This window comes from Gluconacetobacter liquefaciens (assembly GCF_003350405.1).
Taxonomy (GTDB): domain Bacteria; phylum Pseudomonadota; class Alphaproteobacteria; order Acetobacterales; family Acetobacteraceae; genus Gluconacetobacter; species Gluconacetobacter liquefaciens.
On record NZ_QQAW01000013.1, the window covers coordinates 55,000 to 72,182 of the forward strand.

Sequence of the window (17,183 nt, forward strand, 5' to 3'; positions counted from 1 at the left end):
CGGGTCGAGGGCAGCGCCCTCGCCGTCCCTCACCCTCCCGGTATCAACGCCTCGAACAGCCGCGCAATCGCTTCGGCCCCCGGATCGGGCACATTGTCCAACTGCCCGTCGGGGATATAGGATGCCCGCCCGGCTTCCGCCTTGCCCATCTTCGCCGTGGCATCGGCCCCGCCGCGCGCCGCGCGCACCACCTCGGCCCATGCCGCGCCCGCATCCAGCGCCCGCACCGCCGGGATCAGCGCATCGAGCATCGTGCGGTCTCCTTCCCGCGCGCCGCCATAACGCTGCATCGCCGCGATGCCCTCCAGCAGCGCGGCTTCCCAGCGCGCCTGTTCGCTCCGCCCCGCCGTCGCAAACAGGATCGACAGCAGCGCCCCGCTCGACCCACCGGCATGGCGGGCCAGCAGGCGCCCCAGCGTCTGCATCAGCGCCTGCGGGTCGGCCAGCGGCAGCCGGTCCAGCGCACCGTCGATCACACGCGCCGTCTCGGCGAAGGTCGAACCGGCGTCGCCATCGCCGATGCGCGCATCCAGCGCGTTCAGTGCCTCTTCATTCTCCAGCAGCACTTTCGCGCCACGCTGCACGGCATCCCGCAACGCCGGATTGTTCGAGGGCGCGGCAGCGAAAATATCCGGCAGGTCCGGTACGGCAATCACCGTCGGCTCCTGCCACGGCGCCATGCCCGTCCATGCCGTGGGTGCCACGTCGGCCTGCAACGAAGCCGCGATCTCGTCGGTCAGTTCCACCAGCGTGAGAGAAAACCCGTTCATGTCCAGCGCGGTCATGAACGGCGCGGGCCCGGCCACCAGCGCCACCCTGCGCGCCAGCGCGGTAGCGGCAAAGGCTTCCAGCAACAGCGACATCTCGATCACCGGCGTCGTGCCGAGATTGTTCAGCATCAGGGCATGGCGCGCCTCGCCCTCCGGCAGGGCCGCCAGCAGGGCGTCCGCCGCCAGCGTCATCAACCCGCCGGCATCGGCCAGCGCGATGCGCTTTGCCCCCGGCTCGCCATGAATACCCAGGCCCAGTTCGCCCTCGTCCGCCGCCAGACGGCTGGCATGGCCCTCGTCATAGGTGTCGCAATCGCTCAGCGACAGGCCGATCGAGCGCGTGCGCGCCGCCACGTCGGCCGCGAATGCCGCCACCCGCTCCAGCGACGCCCCGCTTTCGGCCATGTGCCCGGCAGCCTTGTGTACGATCACCGTGCCCGCGATGCCGCGCGCCTGCCGATGACCGGGCAGCGAGATATCGTCACCGACGATCACCATCTCCACCTTCAGCCCCAGCGCGCGCGCCTGCTCGGCCGCCAGCCCGAAATTCAGCCGGTCGCCGGTATAGTTCTTCACCACCAGCAGGCACCCGGCCTCGCCGGTCACGGCCAGAATACCCGCCAGAATCGCATCCACACCCGGCGAGGCGAACAGCGACCCGCAGACCGCCGCCGTCAGCATCCCGCGTCCGACGAAGCCGGCATGGGCGGGCTCATGCCCCGAGCCGCCGCCGGAAATCACGGCAACCTTGCCCGCGCCCCGCTCCCAGTCCCGCCGCAGGATGACCTTGATATCGGGATAGCCGTCCAGGCGGCACAGATCCTTCCCGGCGGGCGAACGCAACAATCCTTCCAGCGCCTCTGGCACCAGACGTTCGCGCGTATTGAAGAATCTTTTCATGCCTGAAAAGCCTTTCGTTCCGAGTTCCACCACACACCTCGCGCCGATCCGGGCCGGCAGAGGGTCAGGGACCATAGGAAGGTCACCGGCTCAGGACAACGCCTCCCAGCCAGACCCGCCCCTGCACGCATGACGGTAGACAGCACGGCACAGGAATGCCGGCGCAAACACGCCGCCCCCGTGCCAGACAAACGCCGGCGTCCCCACGCCGTTCCCTCACGCAGCGGGGCCGGACACCGGAACGGAGCGCCCCCAATGGCCGCCCGCACCGAAGCGCAAGCAACGCGCGCCAGCTCGCCACCAGCGCGCATGTGCGGTCAGGCTGGTTCTTCGTGGTCTTCGATGACGAGCATCGACGCCGCATGCCCACGGCTCACCGCGATCGGCGGCGGTCCGGGCACATGCTTTTCCTGCTCGCGCACCAGCGTGATCAACCCGGAACAGATGATCAGGCCAATGCCCGTCAGCGTCACCATGTCCGCCGAATCACCGAAGACCAGATGGCCGATCGCCAGCGCCCAGATCATCTGGCTGTACTGGGTCGGCGCGATGGCCCCCGCCGAGGCGTGGAGCGCGGAATGCATCAGCAGCACGTTCGCCAGCGCCGCCAGCAGCCCGTAACTGGCCAGCAAGGCAAGCTGATGCGCATCGGGCAGCGCGAAGGACGGCAGGCTGACCAGCCCGCAGATGGTAACGCCGCCGAGAATACCGGCCCCGAACAGCGAAATCTGCTTTTCATGGGCCCCCGACGCCCGGAAGGTCACGACCGAGATCGCCCCCGCCATCCCGGCCACCACCGCGCCCAGATGACCGATCGACAGCGGCCGCAGACCGGGCCGCAGCACGATCAGCACGCCGATGAAGCCCAACCCGATCGCCAGCCAGCGCGGCCAGCCGATCCGCTCCTTCAGAAAGACGATCGACATCAGCGTCACGAATGAGGGCTGTAGAAAGATCAGCGTAAACGCCTCGGCCATCGACAGATGGCTGAACGCCGTAACGCTGCCGATAATGCCCAGCGGATAGGCGATGAAGCGCACCATCCACAGCGTACGGTTCTGCGTCGTGAACACATCAACCAGCCGATCCCTCCCGCCGAGCAGGAAGGGAAACACCACCAGCGCGCACAACGAGCCGAAAAACGCGCATTCATACGGCGGCAGCCCGTCCCGGATCAGCTTCACACTGGCATCGCTGCACGAAAACGCGGCGAATGCGGCAAAGGCCAGCATGATGCCGCGCAGCGTATCGGCACCGCCATGAGACGAAGAGGAAGGGGCGGGATGGGTCACTCTGGCTGTTCTCGAAAAAAGGACGGATGCAGGATGGCTCCGACAAGAGCGAAGCCCCCTGCCCGTTTCGGAGCCATTCCGCAAGATCCGTGACAAGAAGCCGGGCGATTGACAATAGCAGTAGCAGAACGCCCCCGAAAAATACCGCCTGCCGCTCCTGTCGGAACAGCGCAGTCATCACGCTTTCGTGCCCCCCCATCGCAGCACTTCCCGACAGAACACGACGCCGCAGCGAAAGATGCGTTTTTTATTTTAAAGGAAACCACCATTCCCGACGATGAACATTATTGGAAAGACCGCAACCGCTCTTTCCCTTTTCTGAAGGAAAAGAAGCCGGAAGGCTTTTATTCGGTCAGGGAACATCCCATGCTCCCGGCACAAGGCTCCCCGGCGGAGCAAAGTTTTTTTACAGCCCCCTCTCCAGCCAGGTTGCGCGCCCCCAACCGGACAGCACGGCAGGAAAGACGGTTGACCGCGCGCCCGTCACGGCATGATCATTCAGCAACCGCGCTTCGCAAGCGACCCTGCCCTCCACCGCTTCCGGAGCCCCCGACCAGACGAAATGACCGATTTTTTAAAAAAGCCCTACATCCCAATCGCATTTTTATTATGCCTGGTCGGCATCCACACCGCCTTCACCACCCGCACGGGCCGGACGCTGCCCAGTGACGCCTATATCTGGCAACGCCAATGGACCCCGGCCGTCAGCACCGCCGTCACCGCCAGCCAGCCCGTCATCCACACATGGCGCATCCTCGCGGCAGAGCTGGACGGCCACGGCTCCTGGGTGGACACAACCCCCGACAGCCCCCTGCTGGCACGCACACACACGCCGGTCATCGCCGTCATCCGCATCGAAGGCCAACTGGCCGACTGGGATGAGGAGCAACTGGCCGCCCATATCCTCGCCGTGAAAGCCGCCTGGCAGCAGCGCGGCATCACGGTCTCTGGCCTCGAAATCGACCATGATTGCGCCACCGTCCGCCTGCCGGCCTATGCGCGTTTCCTGGGGTTGCTGCACGGCCGGCTGGAGCCGACGCCCCTTTCCATCACCGTCCTGCCGACCTGGCTGGCCTCCCCCGAACTGGAAGAGGTGCTGGCCCGGGTCGATGACGCGGTCTTGCAGATCCACGCCGTCCAGAATCCGCAATTCGGCCTCTTCAATCCCGAGAAGGCCCATGAATGGGTCAGAACCTTCGCCCAGCGCCGTCGCGGCCCATGGCATGTGGCCCTCCCCGCCTACGGCACGCGCGTCACATGGGGCACCGACGGACGGATCGCGGGCATCGAGAGCGAGCAGGACCGTCTCATGGGCGCCGACAGCGGCCACGAACTCGTGGCCCCTCCCGCCGAAATCGCCGCCTTCATGAAACGCATCGAACACGCCCCGCCGCACGGCCTGGCCGGCTGGGCCTGGTTCCGCCTGCCCACTTCCGACGACAGAAGGGCCTGGAGCCTGCCGACATGGCGCGCGGTCATCACCCACCAGCCCCTGCGCACCGCGCTGTCGGTCAGCCTGCACCGTCCCTCGGCCACGGCGCCCTACGATATCGTCCTGGCCAATGCCGGCAACGCGGATGCCGAAGCCCCGCCGGCCATCCGAATCGAGAGCCCCTGCCCATCCGGAGCCGACGGCCTGAACGGCTATAATCTGGATTACGATGCCCAGGGCATGTGGCTGCGGCGCGCGCAGCCCGGCCTGCTGCGGGCAGGGCAACAGGCCGTCATCGGATGGGTGCGGTGCGATCGGGGAACAGTCAGAGCCTATGCCGGAACCCATGACAGACAGAGCTGATCCACCCGCCCCGAAGGCACCCGCCGCGCACGCCATCCGCCGCCACGCGCTGGCCTTCGCACTGTCAAGCGCAGCCGGCATCTCGCTCGTGCTCGCCTGCGGCATGGATTTTCCAAACCAGTTGCTCGACGACCGCGAAGGCACGCTCAAAAGCACGCCGGCCACGTCCTTCGCCTACGAAGCCAGCCATCTCGTCGTCCCGGACGACGCCCTTCGCATCGCCAGTTCCGTCCCCCGCCCCGCCCAATCCCCAGATCCCGACAGCCCCCCGCCCGAAGCGGGCATGGAGGCCCTGACACCCCTGCAACAGAACCGCATCGTCATGATGCGCAACGCGATAGATGGCGATTCCGCCTACAACCAGGGCGACGGCATCCCTCCCGCGATCCGCCTCTATACTGCCGGCGCGGTCGATTACGCCCTCGCCCGCAAAGGCATCCCAGGCGATTATGCCGAGCACGCCCGCCAGCATTTCCAGGCCGTGCTCGACCTCCCGGACGGCCAGGGCCAGAGCCGCGCCGTCTGGGCCGCCTACATGCTCGGCCGCCTGCAACAGGAACGTTTCTTCGCCACCGGCAATGCCGAGGCCCGCGCGGCGGCCGCGCACGCCTTCGCCCAGGCCCGCGCCCTCGCCCGGCAGGGCGCGCCCGATCCGTTCTCCCTCGCCGTCGCCAGCTACGGCGAGCAGGCCCGATCCTATCTGATGGACGGCGGGACCGCCTGCGGCTGGAAAGCCTTCCTGACCAGCGCCCCCTGTGCCGATCATATCGAAGCCGCCAACCTCAACCACGCCATCGGCCTCTATGCCCAACAGGCCGCGCGCGGCGCCACTGGCGGCGTCATCTCGCTGCAACTGATCGCCGGATGGGCCATGGCGGACCCGCGCCGCGCCCAGCGCCTGATCGAAGACCCGATCGCCCAGAAACTCCTGGTCGCCTATGCGCTGGCCCGCACCGGCGACATCATCAACGACGACCCCGCCACGGCATCCGACTACGACGCACCGGATCGGGGCGGCCTCGGCTATCACGACGCGGCGCGCGGCCTTCGCGGCAATGGCTGCCCCTACTGCACCGCAATCCGCACCATCCGCCCCAATCCGGCCATCGTCACTCTCGTCGATGCCATTCAGGCACGCGGACTCAACCACATCGCGCAGGCCGACCGCCTGGCCGCCCTGGCCTATCGCGGCGGCCGCTATGATCTGGCAAAAACACTGGCCACCATGCAGCCCGGCCCGCTATCGCACTGGGTGCTGGCCAAACTGGCCATCCAGCATGGCGACCTCGCCGCCGCCTCCCGCCATTACGCCGACGCCGCCAAGGGATTTCCCCCCCTCCATGACGATCTGGCACCGGAGGAAATCAGCCGCCTCCGCGCCGAGCAGGGCGTGCTCACCCTGTCCCGCGGCCAATATGTCGCGGCCTTCGATTGCCTCTACACCGCCGCCGCCAGCGCCGGCAGCCGTAGCGGCATCGCTTTCGATGCCGCCTACGTCGCCGAACGGGTGCTCACGACCGACGAACTCCGCCATTATGTCGATGCGCACATCCCCGCTACGCACGGCCCGGCCATCCCATGGGCGGCCCCGCCCGAACCCGACACGATCAGGATGATCCTCGCCCGCCGACTGGTCCGCGCCGGCCGCGTCACCGAATCCCTGGGTTATTTCCCCGAAGACAAAGATCCCCGCTACGCCATCGACGGCAAGCCCACCCCGTTCCGCACCTGGGCCAGAACCTACGGCAACGCGCTGCACGACGCGCAGCATCGCTGGACGGCAGTCGGTCGCGCCCAGGCATGGTTCACGGCGGCGACCATCGCCCGCACCCACGGCATGGACATCATGGGCACCGAGCAGGACCCGGATTATGCGGTCTTCCTCGGCGGCTTCTCCATGGGCGCCGGCCGCACCGTCGCGGTTCTCGTCCCGCCCGACAACCAGCCGACACTCCCCATCACCCGAAAGGCTCGCACCGCCGCCGCCCTGTCCGGCCCGCTCGTCACCGAGGGCGAACGCACCCGCTTCGCCGCCAGCGAAGCCGCCCCATACCGCCGCTTCCACTACCGCGCCATCGCCGTCGACCAGGCCGAAAACGCGGCAGATCTGCTCCCTCCCCGCTCTCAGGCCTTCGCCGCCGTGCTGTGCCAGGCCGCCGGCTGGGGCACGGGAGCGGATGCCGACCTGTACCACCGCTATGTCCGGCAAGGCGCAGCCGTCCCCTTCGCAAAGAATTTCGGCCGGCATTGCGCCGCACCCGATTTTCAATCCGCTGCCCTGGAGTCTTACGCGCGGCCTTTCCAGCCGCTGCACCGATGGCTTCATCGGCACCTGATCATGCCGATCGCCGGGCTGCTGGCGCGGTTGTAAGGGGGTCTTCTTTTTCTGATGAAAAAGAGGAAAAAGACTTTTATACGTGCGAAAGCATGGTCATCCGTTCACGCAAAACACCTGAACGGATCAGCTATTTGAGCGTAATGACCGTCTCTGACCGAACCATCGGATCGACCGAATGCAACAGCGTGCTGACACCCCACAGCCGCTGATCGAACGTCGCATTGCTGACGATCTGATGCAGCGTATTCCCCGAAAAGCGCATCTGGGTCTCAAACGTGACAGGATGCGTCTTCCCCCGCATCGTCAACGTGCCGACAAGCTGGGAATGAACCTCACCACCCACGATCCTCGGCCGGCACTCTCCCACATAACGCATGGTCGGATGCGCGTCGCTATCCAGCATGATGCCGGAGAGCATGATCTGTTTCATGACGGCACTGCCGACTTTCAGAGACCCGACATCCATGGTCAGGTCCACATGGCAGGTCTGCCGATCCAGATCATACTGCAACCGCCCGGACACGCCCGCGAAGCTGCCATCAATATCCGTCAGCGCCGACCGCGCATGCAATCGCGCCTCCGTATTTCCCGGATTCAGCACCAGCACCTGCGGTGCCGCCACCGCCACCCGCGCACCGGAAAAACCCATCGCCATGGCCGCCAGCAGAATGACGCACACGCCCCGTCCAGACACCGCCAACCTCCCTGCACACTCACAAAACCTGCCTGGACATGCGTGCTGGCGAGCACGGGCAACACACCGTTCACCTCCCGACCCGCCAGCAATCCAGAAATCATGACCGGTGATGCCGCGCCGCACGGCATGCACCGGTCACGAAAACCGTATCAGTCGGCCAGCGACTGGCCCTTCTTGACCAAATCGCTGCACAGTTCGACCCGCTTGGACCGGTCGAGCGTGGAGATATCGAACGGCGTGCTGGTACCGGTCTGCAACAGACCCTGCCCACCGACCGAATAGAACTGGTCGTTCTTCACGTCATCACGCTTGACCAGCGCCCGCGCGGTGGTACGCGCCGTGGTGCCGTAGACGAGTTTCTTGTGAATGCAATACGTCACCAGACCGGCAACATTGCCCGCACTGGCCGAGGCCAGCGTCGGCAACCCGTTTTCGCCCAGCACGCCGGGCGTCGCCGCAGTCGTCGAACCCGTCACGCCATTGACAATCTGCGCACCCTGCGTCGCAGGATTGGATGCCGGATCGACCGGCGACGTCACCGGCACGCTGCCAGCCGGCGGGGTCGAGAGCGTCGTCCCGGCAGGCACCTGTGCCGGCACACCCTGCGCCTGCGCGGCCCCCACGACGGAAAACGCCAGACCACAGGAAACGGCAAGAGCGGAGAATCGATTCATCAGCATGGCAGAGCCTTTCAGCAAATCATTCAAACAACAACCCGAGACGCGACGCACGACAGCCGCCTGATCACGTCATTCCGAGCCGTATAGTCCGAAGCCAGAACGCCTCAGCCAGCCAACAGTTCTATGCCATACTGCAACAATACCCGCTCCACCCCATAGCGCGGCAGAACCGGCTCCCTTCACCTCAAGCAGACACGGCCATCACCATCACGATGTCCGACATTACTTTCCGGCTGGTTAATTATAGATGCGCGCCATGTTCCGCCGGCCCATCCCATGATTGTACCCGTTATCCACATGATTGTACACAGGGCCCCTGTGGCAGGACCCAACACGTCACGCCGCAACGCCACCCCGGAACTTTCCTTTGGCTTGCGGCCGAAACGCACGCAGAATACATGGCCCAGGGTTTCCTTGCGTCGCGAGGAGACTCATTGATCAACATTTCGCACAGAGACCATCCACATGCGCCTCCTTCTCGCTCTCCTTCTACCCTGGCTTCAGTTTTTCACCATTGGCAGACCCATTGCCGGCATCATCTGCCTGCTTCTTCAGATTACGGTCATCGGCTGGATTCCCGCCGCAATCTGGTCGGTCTACGCCCTCAGCCAGTACAAGACGGACCAGAAAATCAAAAAGGCGATGCACGGCTGAACATCCCCCACACCGGGCGGGATCCAATGGCATCCCGCATCGGACCGCAGACCGGCCAGAATACGAATCCCTGTGTCGTGCCGAGGGGAAAATTCAACCCGACGCACGCCTGTCATAAAACGCGCGGCTATCGCGCGACGATGGCAAACGTGCATGCCACTCCCGATACCCCGGCTTTCACTGCAATTCTTCGCACCGACTGAAACCGGAAAATGCAGCGATGTCTTTCTGAATGCGGAAGTGAATCTTTCCCATATCCGACGAGCCCCGACCGCCAGCGCCCCGGACAAGGTTCCCGCCCCAGAAATCCCGATGCTCCATCGCACATGTCAAAAAACCGTAAAAAGAGCACATTCCACAACCGTCCAGGAAGAGCATCCGTAAATTTCTGCAGGACGTCGGATTGGATAGCAGATACTTGACCCTGAACCGTCTGGAACAGAGAATCCTGAAGGCGTCTTTCAAAGACGACATGCACCATCTGAAAGAAAATGGTCGAGCACATCCTGACGGATAAGATGAATGCTCTATTCGCCTGTCAGGGGTCGGCCGTAAACGCGCGTTTACGGCCTTTTGCGGCGACCGGGGGGTGCAACCTCACCGGCCCGGCCGCGAAACATTGCCCATCGCTTCTATGGCGTGATCGTACTGCCGATGAACGGTATCGGCGCCCCCGCGCTCAGATAGGTCGGCATGGTGCCGTTCCACCGATCCAGCGCCTTCTGCTGCAACAGCGGCTGCGTCAGCGATTGCGAGACCAGATTATTGGCCTTGGCCTGGGCCTGCGACGTCACCAGCAGGGCCTGCGCCTGCCCCTGCGCGGTCGCGATCGCCGCATCGGCCTGCGCCTTGGCCTGCACCACCTGCTGCTGTGCCGATATCTGGGTCTGCTGCAAGGTATATTGTGCCTGAAGGGCCTGCTGTTGGGCCACCTGCTTGGCTTCGATGGCCTGCTCATAGACCTGCGAGAAGGCAAAGTTCGATATATTCACGGCCTCGATACTCAAATGGTATGGAAGCAGCGATTTGATCACCAGGTCCTTGATCTGCCCGTCAACGATATCCCGTTTCGTGATCAGTTCCTCGGCATTGTAATTCGCGGTTACCGCCTTCACGTCGTTGGAAACCGTCGGCCCGATGATACGGCTCCCCAGAACGTTGAAGGCCCGGAAATCCCGATAGAACCCCGGCGCATCGGCCGGATTGATGTGAAAGGTCACCGAAACCGCGGTGTGAACGTTCTGCAGGTCATGGGTGGCCGCCCGCTCGTCGGAGGTCACGGTCTGCGGCTGTGTCGAGACAAGCACGATCTGCTGGTAGACAGGGATCGCGAAGCGCAGACCCGGATTAAGCGGCGTGGGCTGCACCGAGCCAAAATTCAGCAGAACGCCACAATAGCCCGATGCCACCTGGTAGAACGGGTTCAAAATCAGAAGAACCACCAGCGCCAATACCGCCGCGATACCAACCCTGAAAATCCCGGACGAAAACAGTTCGTTCGACGTGTTAAATCTCATCATGATCTCCATGAAGCCAGAAGGCTTCGCACCACGCCCATTATTGCGCAGCCAAATCATATTGGAAATATGCACGAACTCCCACGATCGATTTACTTTTTCTTCAAATAAAATCAGAGAAATTTCTGTAAAGTACAATAATTTACTTAACCCACAAACACAGGAAGCGCGTTTTCAAAAAACATTCAATTTTTTTTTGAAGCCGACACACTAAACCCCGAAGGAAAATGAAACGGCCACGGGTTCAACCAAGCCTATAACCAGCGTCGGCAATGCCTGTTGGGCGGTTTGTCGCCAACCGCCAAAGTCGCCGAACGCCTCGAGCAGAAACCATCTCTTGCCAATCGTCACTTCCGACCCAAGCCGAAAGAAGACATTATGGCCGCCGTGGAGCACATCATGATCTACGCCTATGACGTCTCACAACCTAACAGCTAGGCGCGCCGCCGGACGCCGATCGCTACCGAAGACAATATAATCAGCCCCTTCGCAATATCCTTATAAAAAGGATCAATCTGAAGGATATTGAACCCATTATTAACCAAGGCCAGCAGGATGACCCCCGCCCAGGAGCGCCAGACCGCGCCCGCCCCCCCATAGATGCTGTTACCACCCAGAATAACGCCCGCGATCGCATCGAACTCTAGGCCCGCACCGTCGCTGGCCTTGGCGGCAAGAACGCGCGAAAGCCCGATGGAACCTGCAAGGCCTGCCGCCAGACCAACAAGCGCGAAGGCACCGATCCTGACTTTGGCGGGGCTGATTCCCGCGAGCACCGCCGCATCTTCGTTGCCACCAACCGCAAAGACATGGCGCCCGAATATCGTACGACTAAGAATGATCGCCATGGCCACGCAGAATCCCACCATGGTCATGAAGGCAATCGTGATCAGGCCGATGCGCGGCAGTATCGGCCATTCGATCGCCGGCATGAGGTCGAACAGCGTCAGAGAATTCCCACCGGCAATCTGCTGGGCCACGCCACGGAAGATAAGGGCGGTCGCCAGAGTGGCCAGAAAGGAGTGGACACGCAGCGTCGTGATGAGGACCCCATTGATCACCCCCAGCCCCAGCCCGACCATCGGCCCAACCAGGAAACACGCCGACGCGCCGAACCAGCGGATAAAGAACGGATCGTGCGCGCACTTGGCCGAGACGACAGCCGACAACGCAAAGATCGCCCCAGTCGACAGGTCGAAGCCACCACCGATCACGACCAGGGTGAGAGCGGATGCCACGATCAGGAGCGGCGCATTCTGGTTGAGAATATTAAACAGATTCAACAGGTCAAGAAAATGCGGGCTGCCAACGGCCAGGACGGCTGCCGTCAGCAGGATGAGAATAAGCACGGCCCCCGAACGCAGCATGTCTGAAACATCATGCCGGGAGAGCGATCCCAGCCGCTCTGAAAGGCCTCGCCGAAGGGAATCCGCTGAATGCGCCGTCATGGCAGATCCCGCCCAGTCCTGTTGTCGCCGGAAAAAAGCATGCGCGTGATGTCGTCCGCAGCAACTCGGTCCGGCGCGACTTCGCCGATCGTACGGCCCTCCCGTATGAGATAGGCGCGATGGGCCAGCCCCAGCACCTCCTCGAAATCCGATGACACGAGAAGAACCGCCATCCCACACGCTGCCATGTCCACAATCACATCATAAATGCGCTGCCTGGAGCCGATATCTACTCCCCGCGTCGGTTCGTCGAGCATGATCAACCCGGGATCATCCAGAAGCCATCGGGCCATCAGGACTTTTTGCTGATTGCCACCAGACTGACCACGTATTTTCAGATTCATGTTCGACGGCACGATGGCGAACTGCCTGATTCGCTTCCCGACTGCCGCCCGCTCCGCGCCCCGCCTGACAAAGCCGAAACGACTGAACCGGCTCAGATAGGGCAGAGTCATATTGGCACACACGCTTTCCTCTGGAAAAATCCCTTGCCTGCGACGATCTTCGGGAAGAAGGACCAACCCGCTCTGCCGCGCGCGATGTCGGTCTCCGGACGGCAGGGCCCGGCCGTCGAATATCACATCCCCTCCGTCGCGCCGATCCACCCCAGCCAGCGCCCGGAGAATTTCGGTCCGCCCACTGCCGACCAGACCAAGAAGCCCGACGATTTCGCCTTTTCGCACGTCCAGCGACACATCTCTGACGGCAGAGCCAGCCGTCAGTCCCCGCGCATGCAATATCGTCGGCGCCTGCGGGGCCGGAGTGCGCTTGTCCGGGTAACTCTGCGTAACGGATCTCCCCAGCATGGCTTCGACCAGATCGGACCGCCGCCGGCCGCTCAACACGCAGGTTTCGACAACCTGCCCATCGCGCATGATCGTCGCGCGATCGCAATGCGACAGCACATGATCGAGAAAATGCGTAACATAGATGATCGCCCGCCCCTTCGCTCGCAATGCACGCATGATATCATGCAGGCGCTCCGCCTCATGTGGCCCCAGTATCGCCGTCGGTTCATCCATGACAATGACGTCGGCACGCCGCGCCAGCGCACGCATGATTTCCACCTGCTGCTGCCTGTAAAGCGGCAGCGTTCCCGCAATCGCATCTCCGCGAATGCCGAACGCAAGTTCGGATTCCAATTGTTGATAACGTTCCCTGTTTCCCTTCGGCAGGAAGAAGCCACGGCGTTCCTCCTGCCCCAGGAACACGTTATCGGCCACCGAAAGCCCCGGTACCAACTGTATCTCCTGATGGATCATCGCAACACCGCTGTTGAGAGCGCGGTGCGGCGTCCATAATCCGACGGTCTGGCCGGCAAGAAGAATCTCGCCCGCGTCACGGCGGTAATACCCGGCGACGATCTTGCCCACCGTGGATTTCCCTGCCCCGTTGGCACCGATCAGCGCGTGAATTTCTCCAGCACGGACGTCAAGGCTAACATCCGACAGAACCTTGATCCCATCGAACTGCTTGGAAATGCCCCTCAAGCTCAACAAGCTTTCCGTGGAAGACGACTGGTGACCGACTTCCGGCATCCCTATCCCGCCCATTGCGCCTGAAAGGCAGGGTGCGCCAGCAATATATCGCGCGTCCAAAGCGGCGGCAGCGGCGACAGGCTGTCGGCGTCGATAACCGGGGGAATCTTTCGTCCGGACACGGCGCCGACAATCGCATCCAGCGCTGCCTCTCCCATGCTTCTGGTCAGGGTCCCGTAAGTGACTGCCCAGCGCCCCTCCCGCACAGCCCTCACCCCGATTCCTGACCCTCCTGCCGATGAAAGATAAAGCCCCGCCGGATCGATTCCATAACTTTTGAACGCCATTTCCGCCCCGATGGTCTGAATATCCGCAGTGGACAGGACGGCATCGATGTGGCGATCAACCTGAAGCCGGTCCAGCACGCCGTTCATCGCTGTTCCAGCATCATATTGCCCTTCGATTGTCGCCACGATCCGCACATTGGGAAAACTAGCCAGGGTCTGGCGGTAGACACGATAGCGCAACTGATCGAACGGATAGACCTTCTGCCCGATCAAGAGCAGGATATTGCACACCGGCCGGGCACGACAATGCAAGCCCACATCCTCCGCCTGACGCCGAGCCATGACAGCAGGTGCCGTCGCCACCGTAGAGACCACTCCCCGTGCCTGCGGCGTGATCTGCTCGAGATCAGGCCCGATCGGAAAATTCAGAGCAACGGTCGGCATGCCAAGAGCCGCCGCCTCAGCAACTGCCGATGCGATGGAAACCGTATCATTGGGAAAGAGGATGATCCCGTCATAATGATGGGACGCAACGACATCTTCCACCTGATTGTATTGTAGAGTCGAATCAAAACCGCCATCGAACAGGCGGACATCGACATTGCCTGCCCGCGCGGCAGCGGCCAGGATACCATTCCAGACTGACTGGTTATATCCATTCTGCGCACCGGCAGCGAGGAACGCGATCCGCCAGCGATGCTGCGGAGGTGCCCCATGCGCAGCGAACACCCCGCCACACCAAACACCCGATACCAGAACAAACATCAGAAAGCAGCGATACCAGGTCATGCCGTCCACCCCGCCTACTGGCCATCATGGTAATCTTCCCATGATGGCTTTTTCATCACGACTGTCCGCTTGATTTCAGCATTGGCCGATACCGCCGTCACAGGATGATTACCGGCCCCGTTCCAAATTCAGAAAGAAACGGTGAACGATCCGCCATAGGTGCGCGGCTCGGCGGCATACGACCAGCCATAGCTATCATATTCTGAATTATAACGCTTGTTTGTAAAATTCTTTACCCACCCGACGAAGCGCCACTTTTTGTTCGGCGCCGTCAGGCCAAGCTGGAAATTATAAAGATTGAACGCGGTGCGTGCCGTCGTATTTTCCGGATCCCAATATTCTTTCCCGGTCGAAGTCATATCGAACCGCCCGAACCCGTTAACACCCCGGAAAAGCTTGTGCTCATACTGCGTTCCAAGAAAAACCGTATATTCTGGAACGACCGGCGCGGCATTACCCTGTGCCGAAGGATTGTAGCTGTATTTCGTTATGCTGCTATGCGTATAACCCAGATTGGCAAAGAAGCTGAGACCGGGAAGAGGATTATAGGTCGCCGACAATTCACCACCCGTCAGATGCACCTGGTCGATATTAACCAGTATCTGCGCGTTTACAGACGGATTAAACAGGAAGAAAAATGAATTGTGATCTCTCGTATCGAAGAAAGAGCCATTGATTCGCAGCTTGTCGTGCAGCCAACTCGTCTTGAAGCCGACATCCACCGTATTCGCACGCTCGGGCTTGACGACATCATAGGCACCCGGCAACCCGACGGCAGCGGCCGTTCCGCTCTGGTTGAACTGGCCACTCCGAAATCCGATGCCATAGTCGACATAGAAGGTCACCTGCGGCGTGAGGCGATAGGACAACGTGCCTTTTGGTTGCGCCTGCCTGAACCAGCGCTCACGCTTGCATGTCGCGCCATCGGAAGCTGAGCAGCCATCTGGAACACCAGCCGTACTATCTGGAGACACATATTGGCTCAAATCGTTCCAGTCGTAACGAAATCCAAAATCCGCGGTCAAGTTCTTGAGTATATCATAGGAGAGGTGGCCAAATAGCGCAAAATCCTGGTTGTGATCCGAATTCGCAAAGAACGAATTCGTCGGGTTCGGAGCATAGCCAAACAACGGCGTCGTACTGACACGCGCGATCCCCTGGCCCGTATCCGTGGCGCTGGTCGTCGAGAGGAAGTCGCGCTCATCCAAAAAATAGCCTCCGAACATCCACTTGACTTTCCACCGGTCGGAGGACGTGACGCGAAGTTCGTCTTCCCACGAGGTATTGGTACGCCATTGGGACTGGGTCCCATCCAGGGCAGCGGTATAGGGCGAATTATCGCTGGCGAAATACTCATTCAGCTTCATCCATCCGAGTGTATTCGTAACCCGCCCCCATGGCTGAGTATAGGTCAGCCGAAATGATGCATCGCGAATATCCCTTGTATTCAGGCCACCATTATTCGCACAGAATGTATCATATACGTGATCGGCACTGAACGTGCTGCTGCTGTAGCTAGAACCCGAAGGGTTGCATGTACCCGGCTGCAGTTTTGTCCCCTGGTACCAGGCATTCAACGCGCCACCACGCACTTCATCGATTCCCGCCCGGAAATCAGCGACCAGATCGTCGGTCAGAATAGCCTTGATGTGGCCACGGGCGGAATATTCCGTCTGGAAATCGACCGTCTTGTCGCGATAGACATTATACAACAGACCGTCGAAATCACGCACGTCGGCATTCAGATCGTAATAGAGGCGGTCTTTCACAAGCGGTCCCCGAAGTGAGATACGCCCCACCCTGTAACCCCCGTTGCCATACTGGCCTTGAAGATCGACCTGATGCTTATTGGTCGGCTGCTTCGTATTGATGATGATCGCACCGCCGATGGCATTGCGTCCCCATAGATCGCCCTGAGGGCCCTCCAGTACTTCGATCTGGTCGAGATTGAAAAGATCCTGCGTGAACTGACGGTAGTTCATTTGCTGGACACCATCGACAACGACCGCGACCGGACTCTGCCCGTTGCGCACCTGAGAAATGCCGCGCAGCGTCACGAACGTCGTGCCAACGCTCTCACCCTGCGAAATCGCCATATTCGGGACCATCGCGATCAGGTCCTCGACCGACTGAACCCGCGCATCCGCCAGTTGCTGTCTGGTAAAGACACTGGCCGTAACTGGCGCCTTCTGCATTGCCTCGCGCCTAGAAATGCCGGTCACCATGATGTCCTCGGGCTTGGCCGGGGAATCGGTTCTTGCTGTATCCCGCGAGGCACGGATCTTGGACGATGGCCGTTCGTCCATCGAATCCGACCTTTTCATTGCCGCCGGTCCACGTGTTTTCAACTTGCTCGACGCCTCGTCCGATGTGGATTGGGCATAAGCTTTTGACGCGATGCTACTTGCCGCCAGAACCCCTGGAATGACGAGCAATGCCATCAGATGCGAAGAGCCGGCCATCAACATTCTCCCATATGGCAAGACGAAGTTCTTCATTCGGATACCGTATACGAAATGAAAGGTCCGCGCAACGATA

Annotated in this window: 12 protein-coding genes; 3 read left to right on the forward strand and 9 right to left on the reverse strand. The window is 61.7% G+C overall.

The features are described from left to right. Window positions 1-29 precede the first annotated feature (29 nt). Together C7453_RS16655 and C7453_RS16660 are read right to left on the reverse strand one after the other, a co-directional pair. Complete coding sequence (locus C7453_RS16655; RefSeq protein ID WP_114729084.1) at window positions 30-1,670, reverse strand: dihydroxyacetone kinase subunit DhaK; 1,641 nt, start codon at window positions 1,668-1,670, stop codon at window positions 30-32. A 317-nt stretch (window positions 1,671-1,987) separates the two neighbouring features. Further along, window positions 1,988-2,962, reverse strand: coding sequence for a DMT family transporter (locus C7453_RS16660; protein ID WP_245949114.1), 975 nt, complete (start codon window positions 2,960-2,962; stop codon window positions 1,988-1,990). A 562-nt stretch (window positions 2,963-3,524) separates the two neighbouring features. Here C7453_RS16660 and C7453_RS16665 point away from each other — a divergent pair. Both C7453_RS16665 and C7453_RS16670 read left to right on the forward strand, forming a co-directional pair. Further along, window positions 3,525-4,757 carry a DUF3142 domain-containing protein gene (locus C7453_RS16665; RefSeq protein WP_114729086.1) on the forward strand — a complete coding sequence of 411 codons (1,233 nt, stop codon included), beginning with the start codon at window positions 3,525-3,527 and terminating at the stop codon, window positions 4,755-4,757. Then, window positions 4,741-7,128 (forward strand): hypothetical protein, encoded by a 2,388-nt coding sequence (locus tag C7453_RS16670; RefSeq protein WP_211311092.1) that lies wholly within the window; start codon window positions 4,741-4,743, stop codon window positions 7,126-7,128. The genes C7453_RS16665 and C7453_RS16670 overlap by 17 nt, the downstream gene beginning before the upstream one ends. A 94-nt stretch (window positions 7,129-7,222) precedes the next feature. Here the strand turns inward: C7453_RS16670 and C7453_RS16675 are convergent, their stop codons facing one another. Continuing rightward, on the reverse strand, window positions 7,223-7,789 hold the full coding sequence (locus C7453_RS16675) for a YceI family protein (protein WP_245949115.1): 567 nt from the start codon (window positions 7,787-7,789) through the stop codon (window positions 7,223-7,225). Between the two features lie 152 nt (window positions 7,790-7,941). Beyond that, window positions 7,942-8,472, reverse strand: a complete 531-nt coding sequence (locus tag C7453_RS16680) for a DUF2501 domain-containing protein (RefSeq protein WP_114729088.1) — start codon at window positions 8,470-8,472, stop codon at window positions 7,942-7,944. A gap of 465 nt (window positions 8,473-8,937) precedes the next feature. Between C7453_RS16680 and C7453_RS16685 the strand changes: the two genes are divergently transcribed. Next, window positions 8,938-9,126 carry a YqaE/Pmp3 family membrane protein gene (locus C7453_RS16685; protein ID WP_114729090.1) on the forward strand — a complete coding sequence of 63 codons (189 nt, stop codon included), beginning with the start codon at window positions 8,938-8,940 and terminating at the stop codon, window positions 9,124-9,126. Window positions 9,127-9,758: 632 nt separating this feature from the next. Here C7453_RS16685 and C7453_RS16695 read toward each other — a convergent pair. From C7453_RS16695 to C7453_RS16715, 5 genes are all read right to left on the reverse strand, one after another. Further along, the gene (locus C7453_RS16695; protein ID WP_170143261.1) at window positions 9,759-10,646 is read right to left on the reverse strand and encodes a prohibitin family protein; all 888 of its coding nucleotides are present in this window, start codon (window positions 10,644-10,646) and stop codon (window positions 9,759-9,761) included. Between the two features lie 431 nt (window positions 10,647-11,077). Further along, window positions 11,078-12,010 carry an ABC transporter permease gene (locus C7453_RS16700; RefSeq protein WP_211311093.1) on the reverse strand — a complete coding sequence of 311 codons (933 nt, stop codon included), beginning with the start codon at window positions 12,008-12,010 and terminating at the stop codon, window positions 11,078-11,080. A 77-nt stretch (window positions 12,011-12,087) separates the two neighbouring features. Beyond that, window positions 12,088-13,581 carry a sugar ABC transporter ATP-binding protein gene (locus tag C7453_RS16705; RefSeq protein WP_170222037.1) on the reverse strand — a complete coding sequence of 498 codons (1,494 nt, stop codon included), beginning with the start codon at window positions 13,579-13,581 and terminating at the stop codon, window positions 12,088-12,090. Between the two features lie 50 nt (window positions 13,582-13,631). Further along, a complete protein-coding gene (locus C7453_RS16710) occupies window positions 13,632-14,645 on the reverse strand; it encodes a sugar ABC transporter substrate-binding protein (protein WP_141288997.1) in 1,014 nt (337 codons plus the stop codon). Between the two features lie 128 nt (window positions 14,646-14,773). After that, window positions 14,774-17,107 (reverse strand): TonB-dependent receptor, encoded by a 2,334-nt coding sequence (locus tag C7453_RS16715; protein ID WP_211311094.1) that lies wholly within the window; start codon window positions 17,105-17,107, stop codon window positions 14,774-14,776. Between the last annotated feature and the right edge of the window lie 76 nt (window positions 17,108-17,183).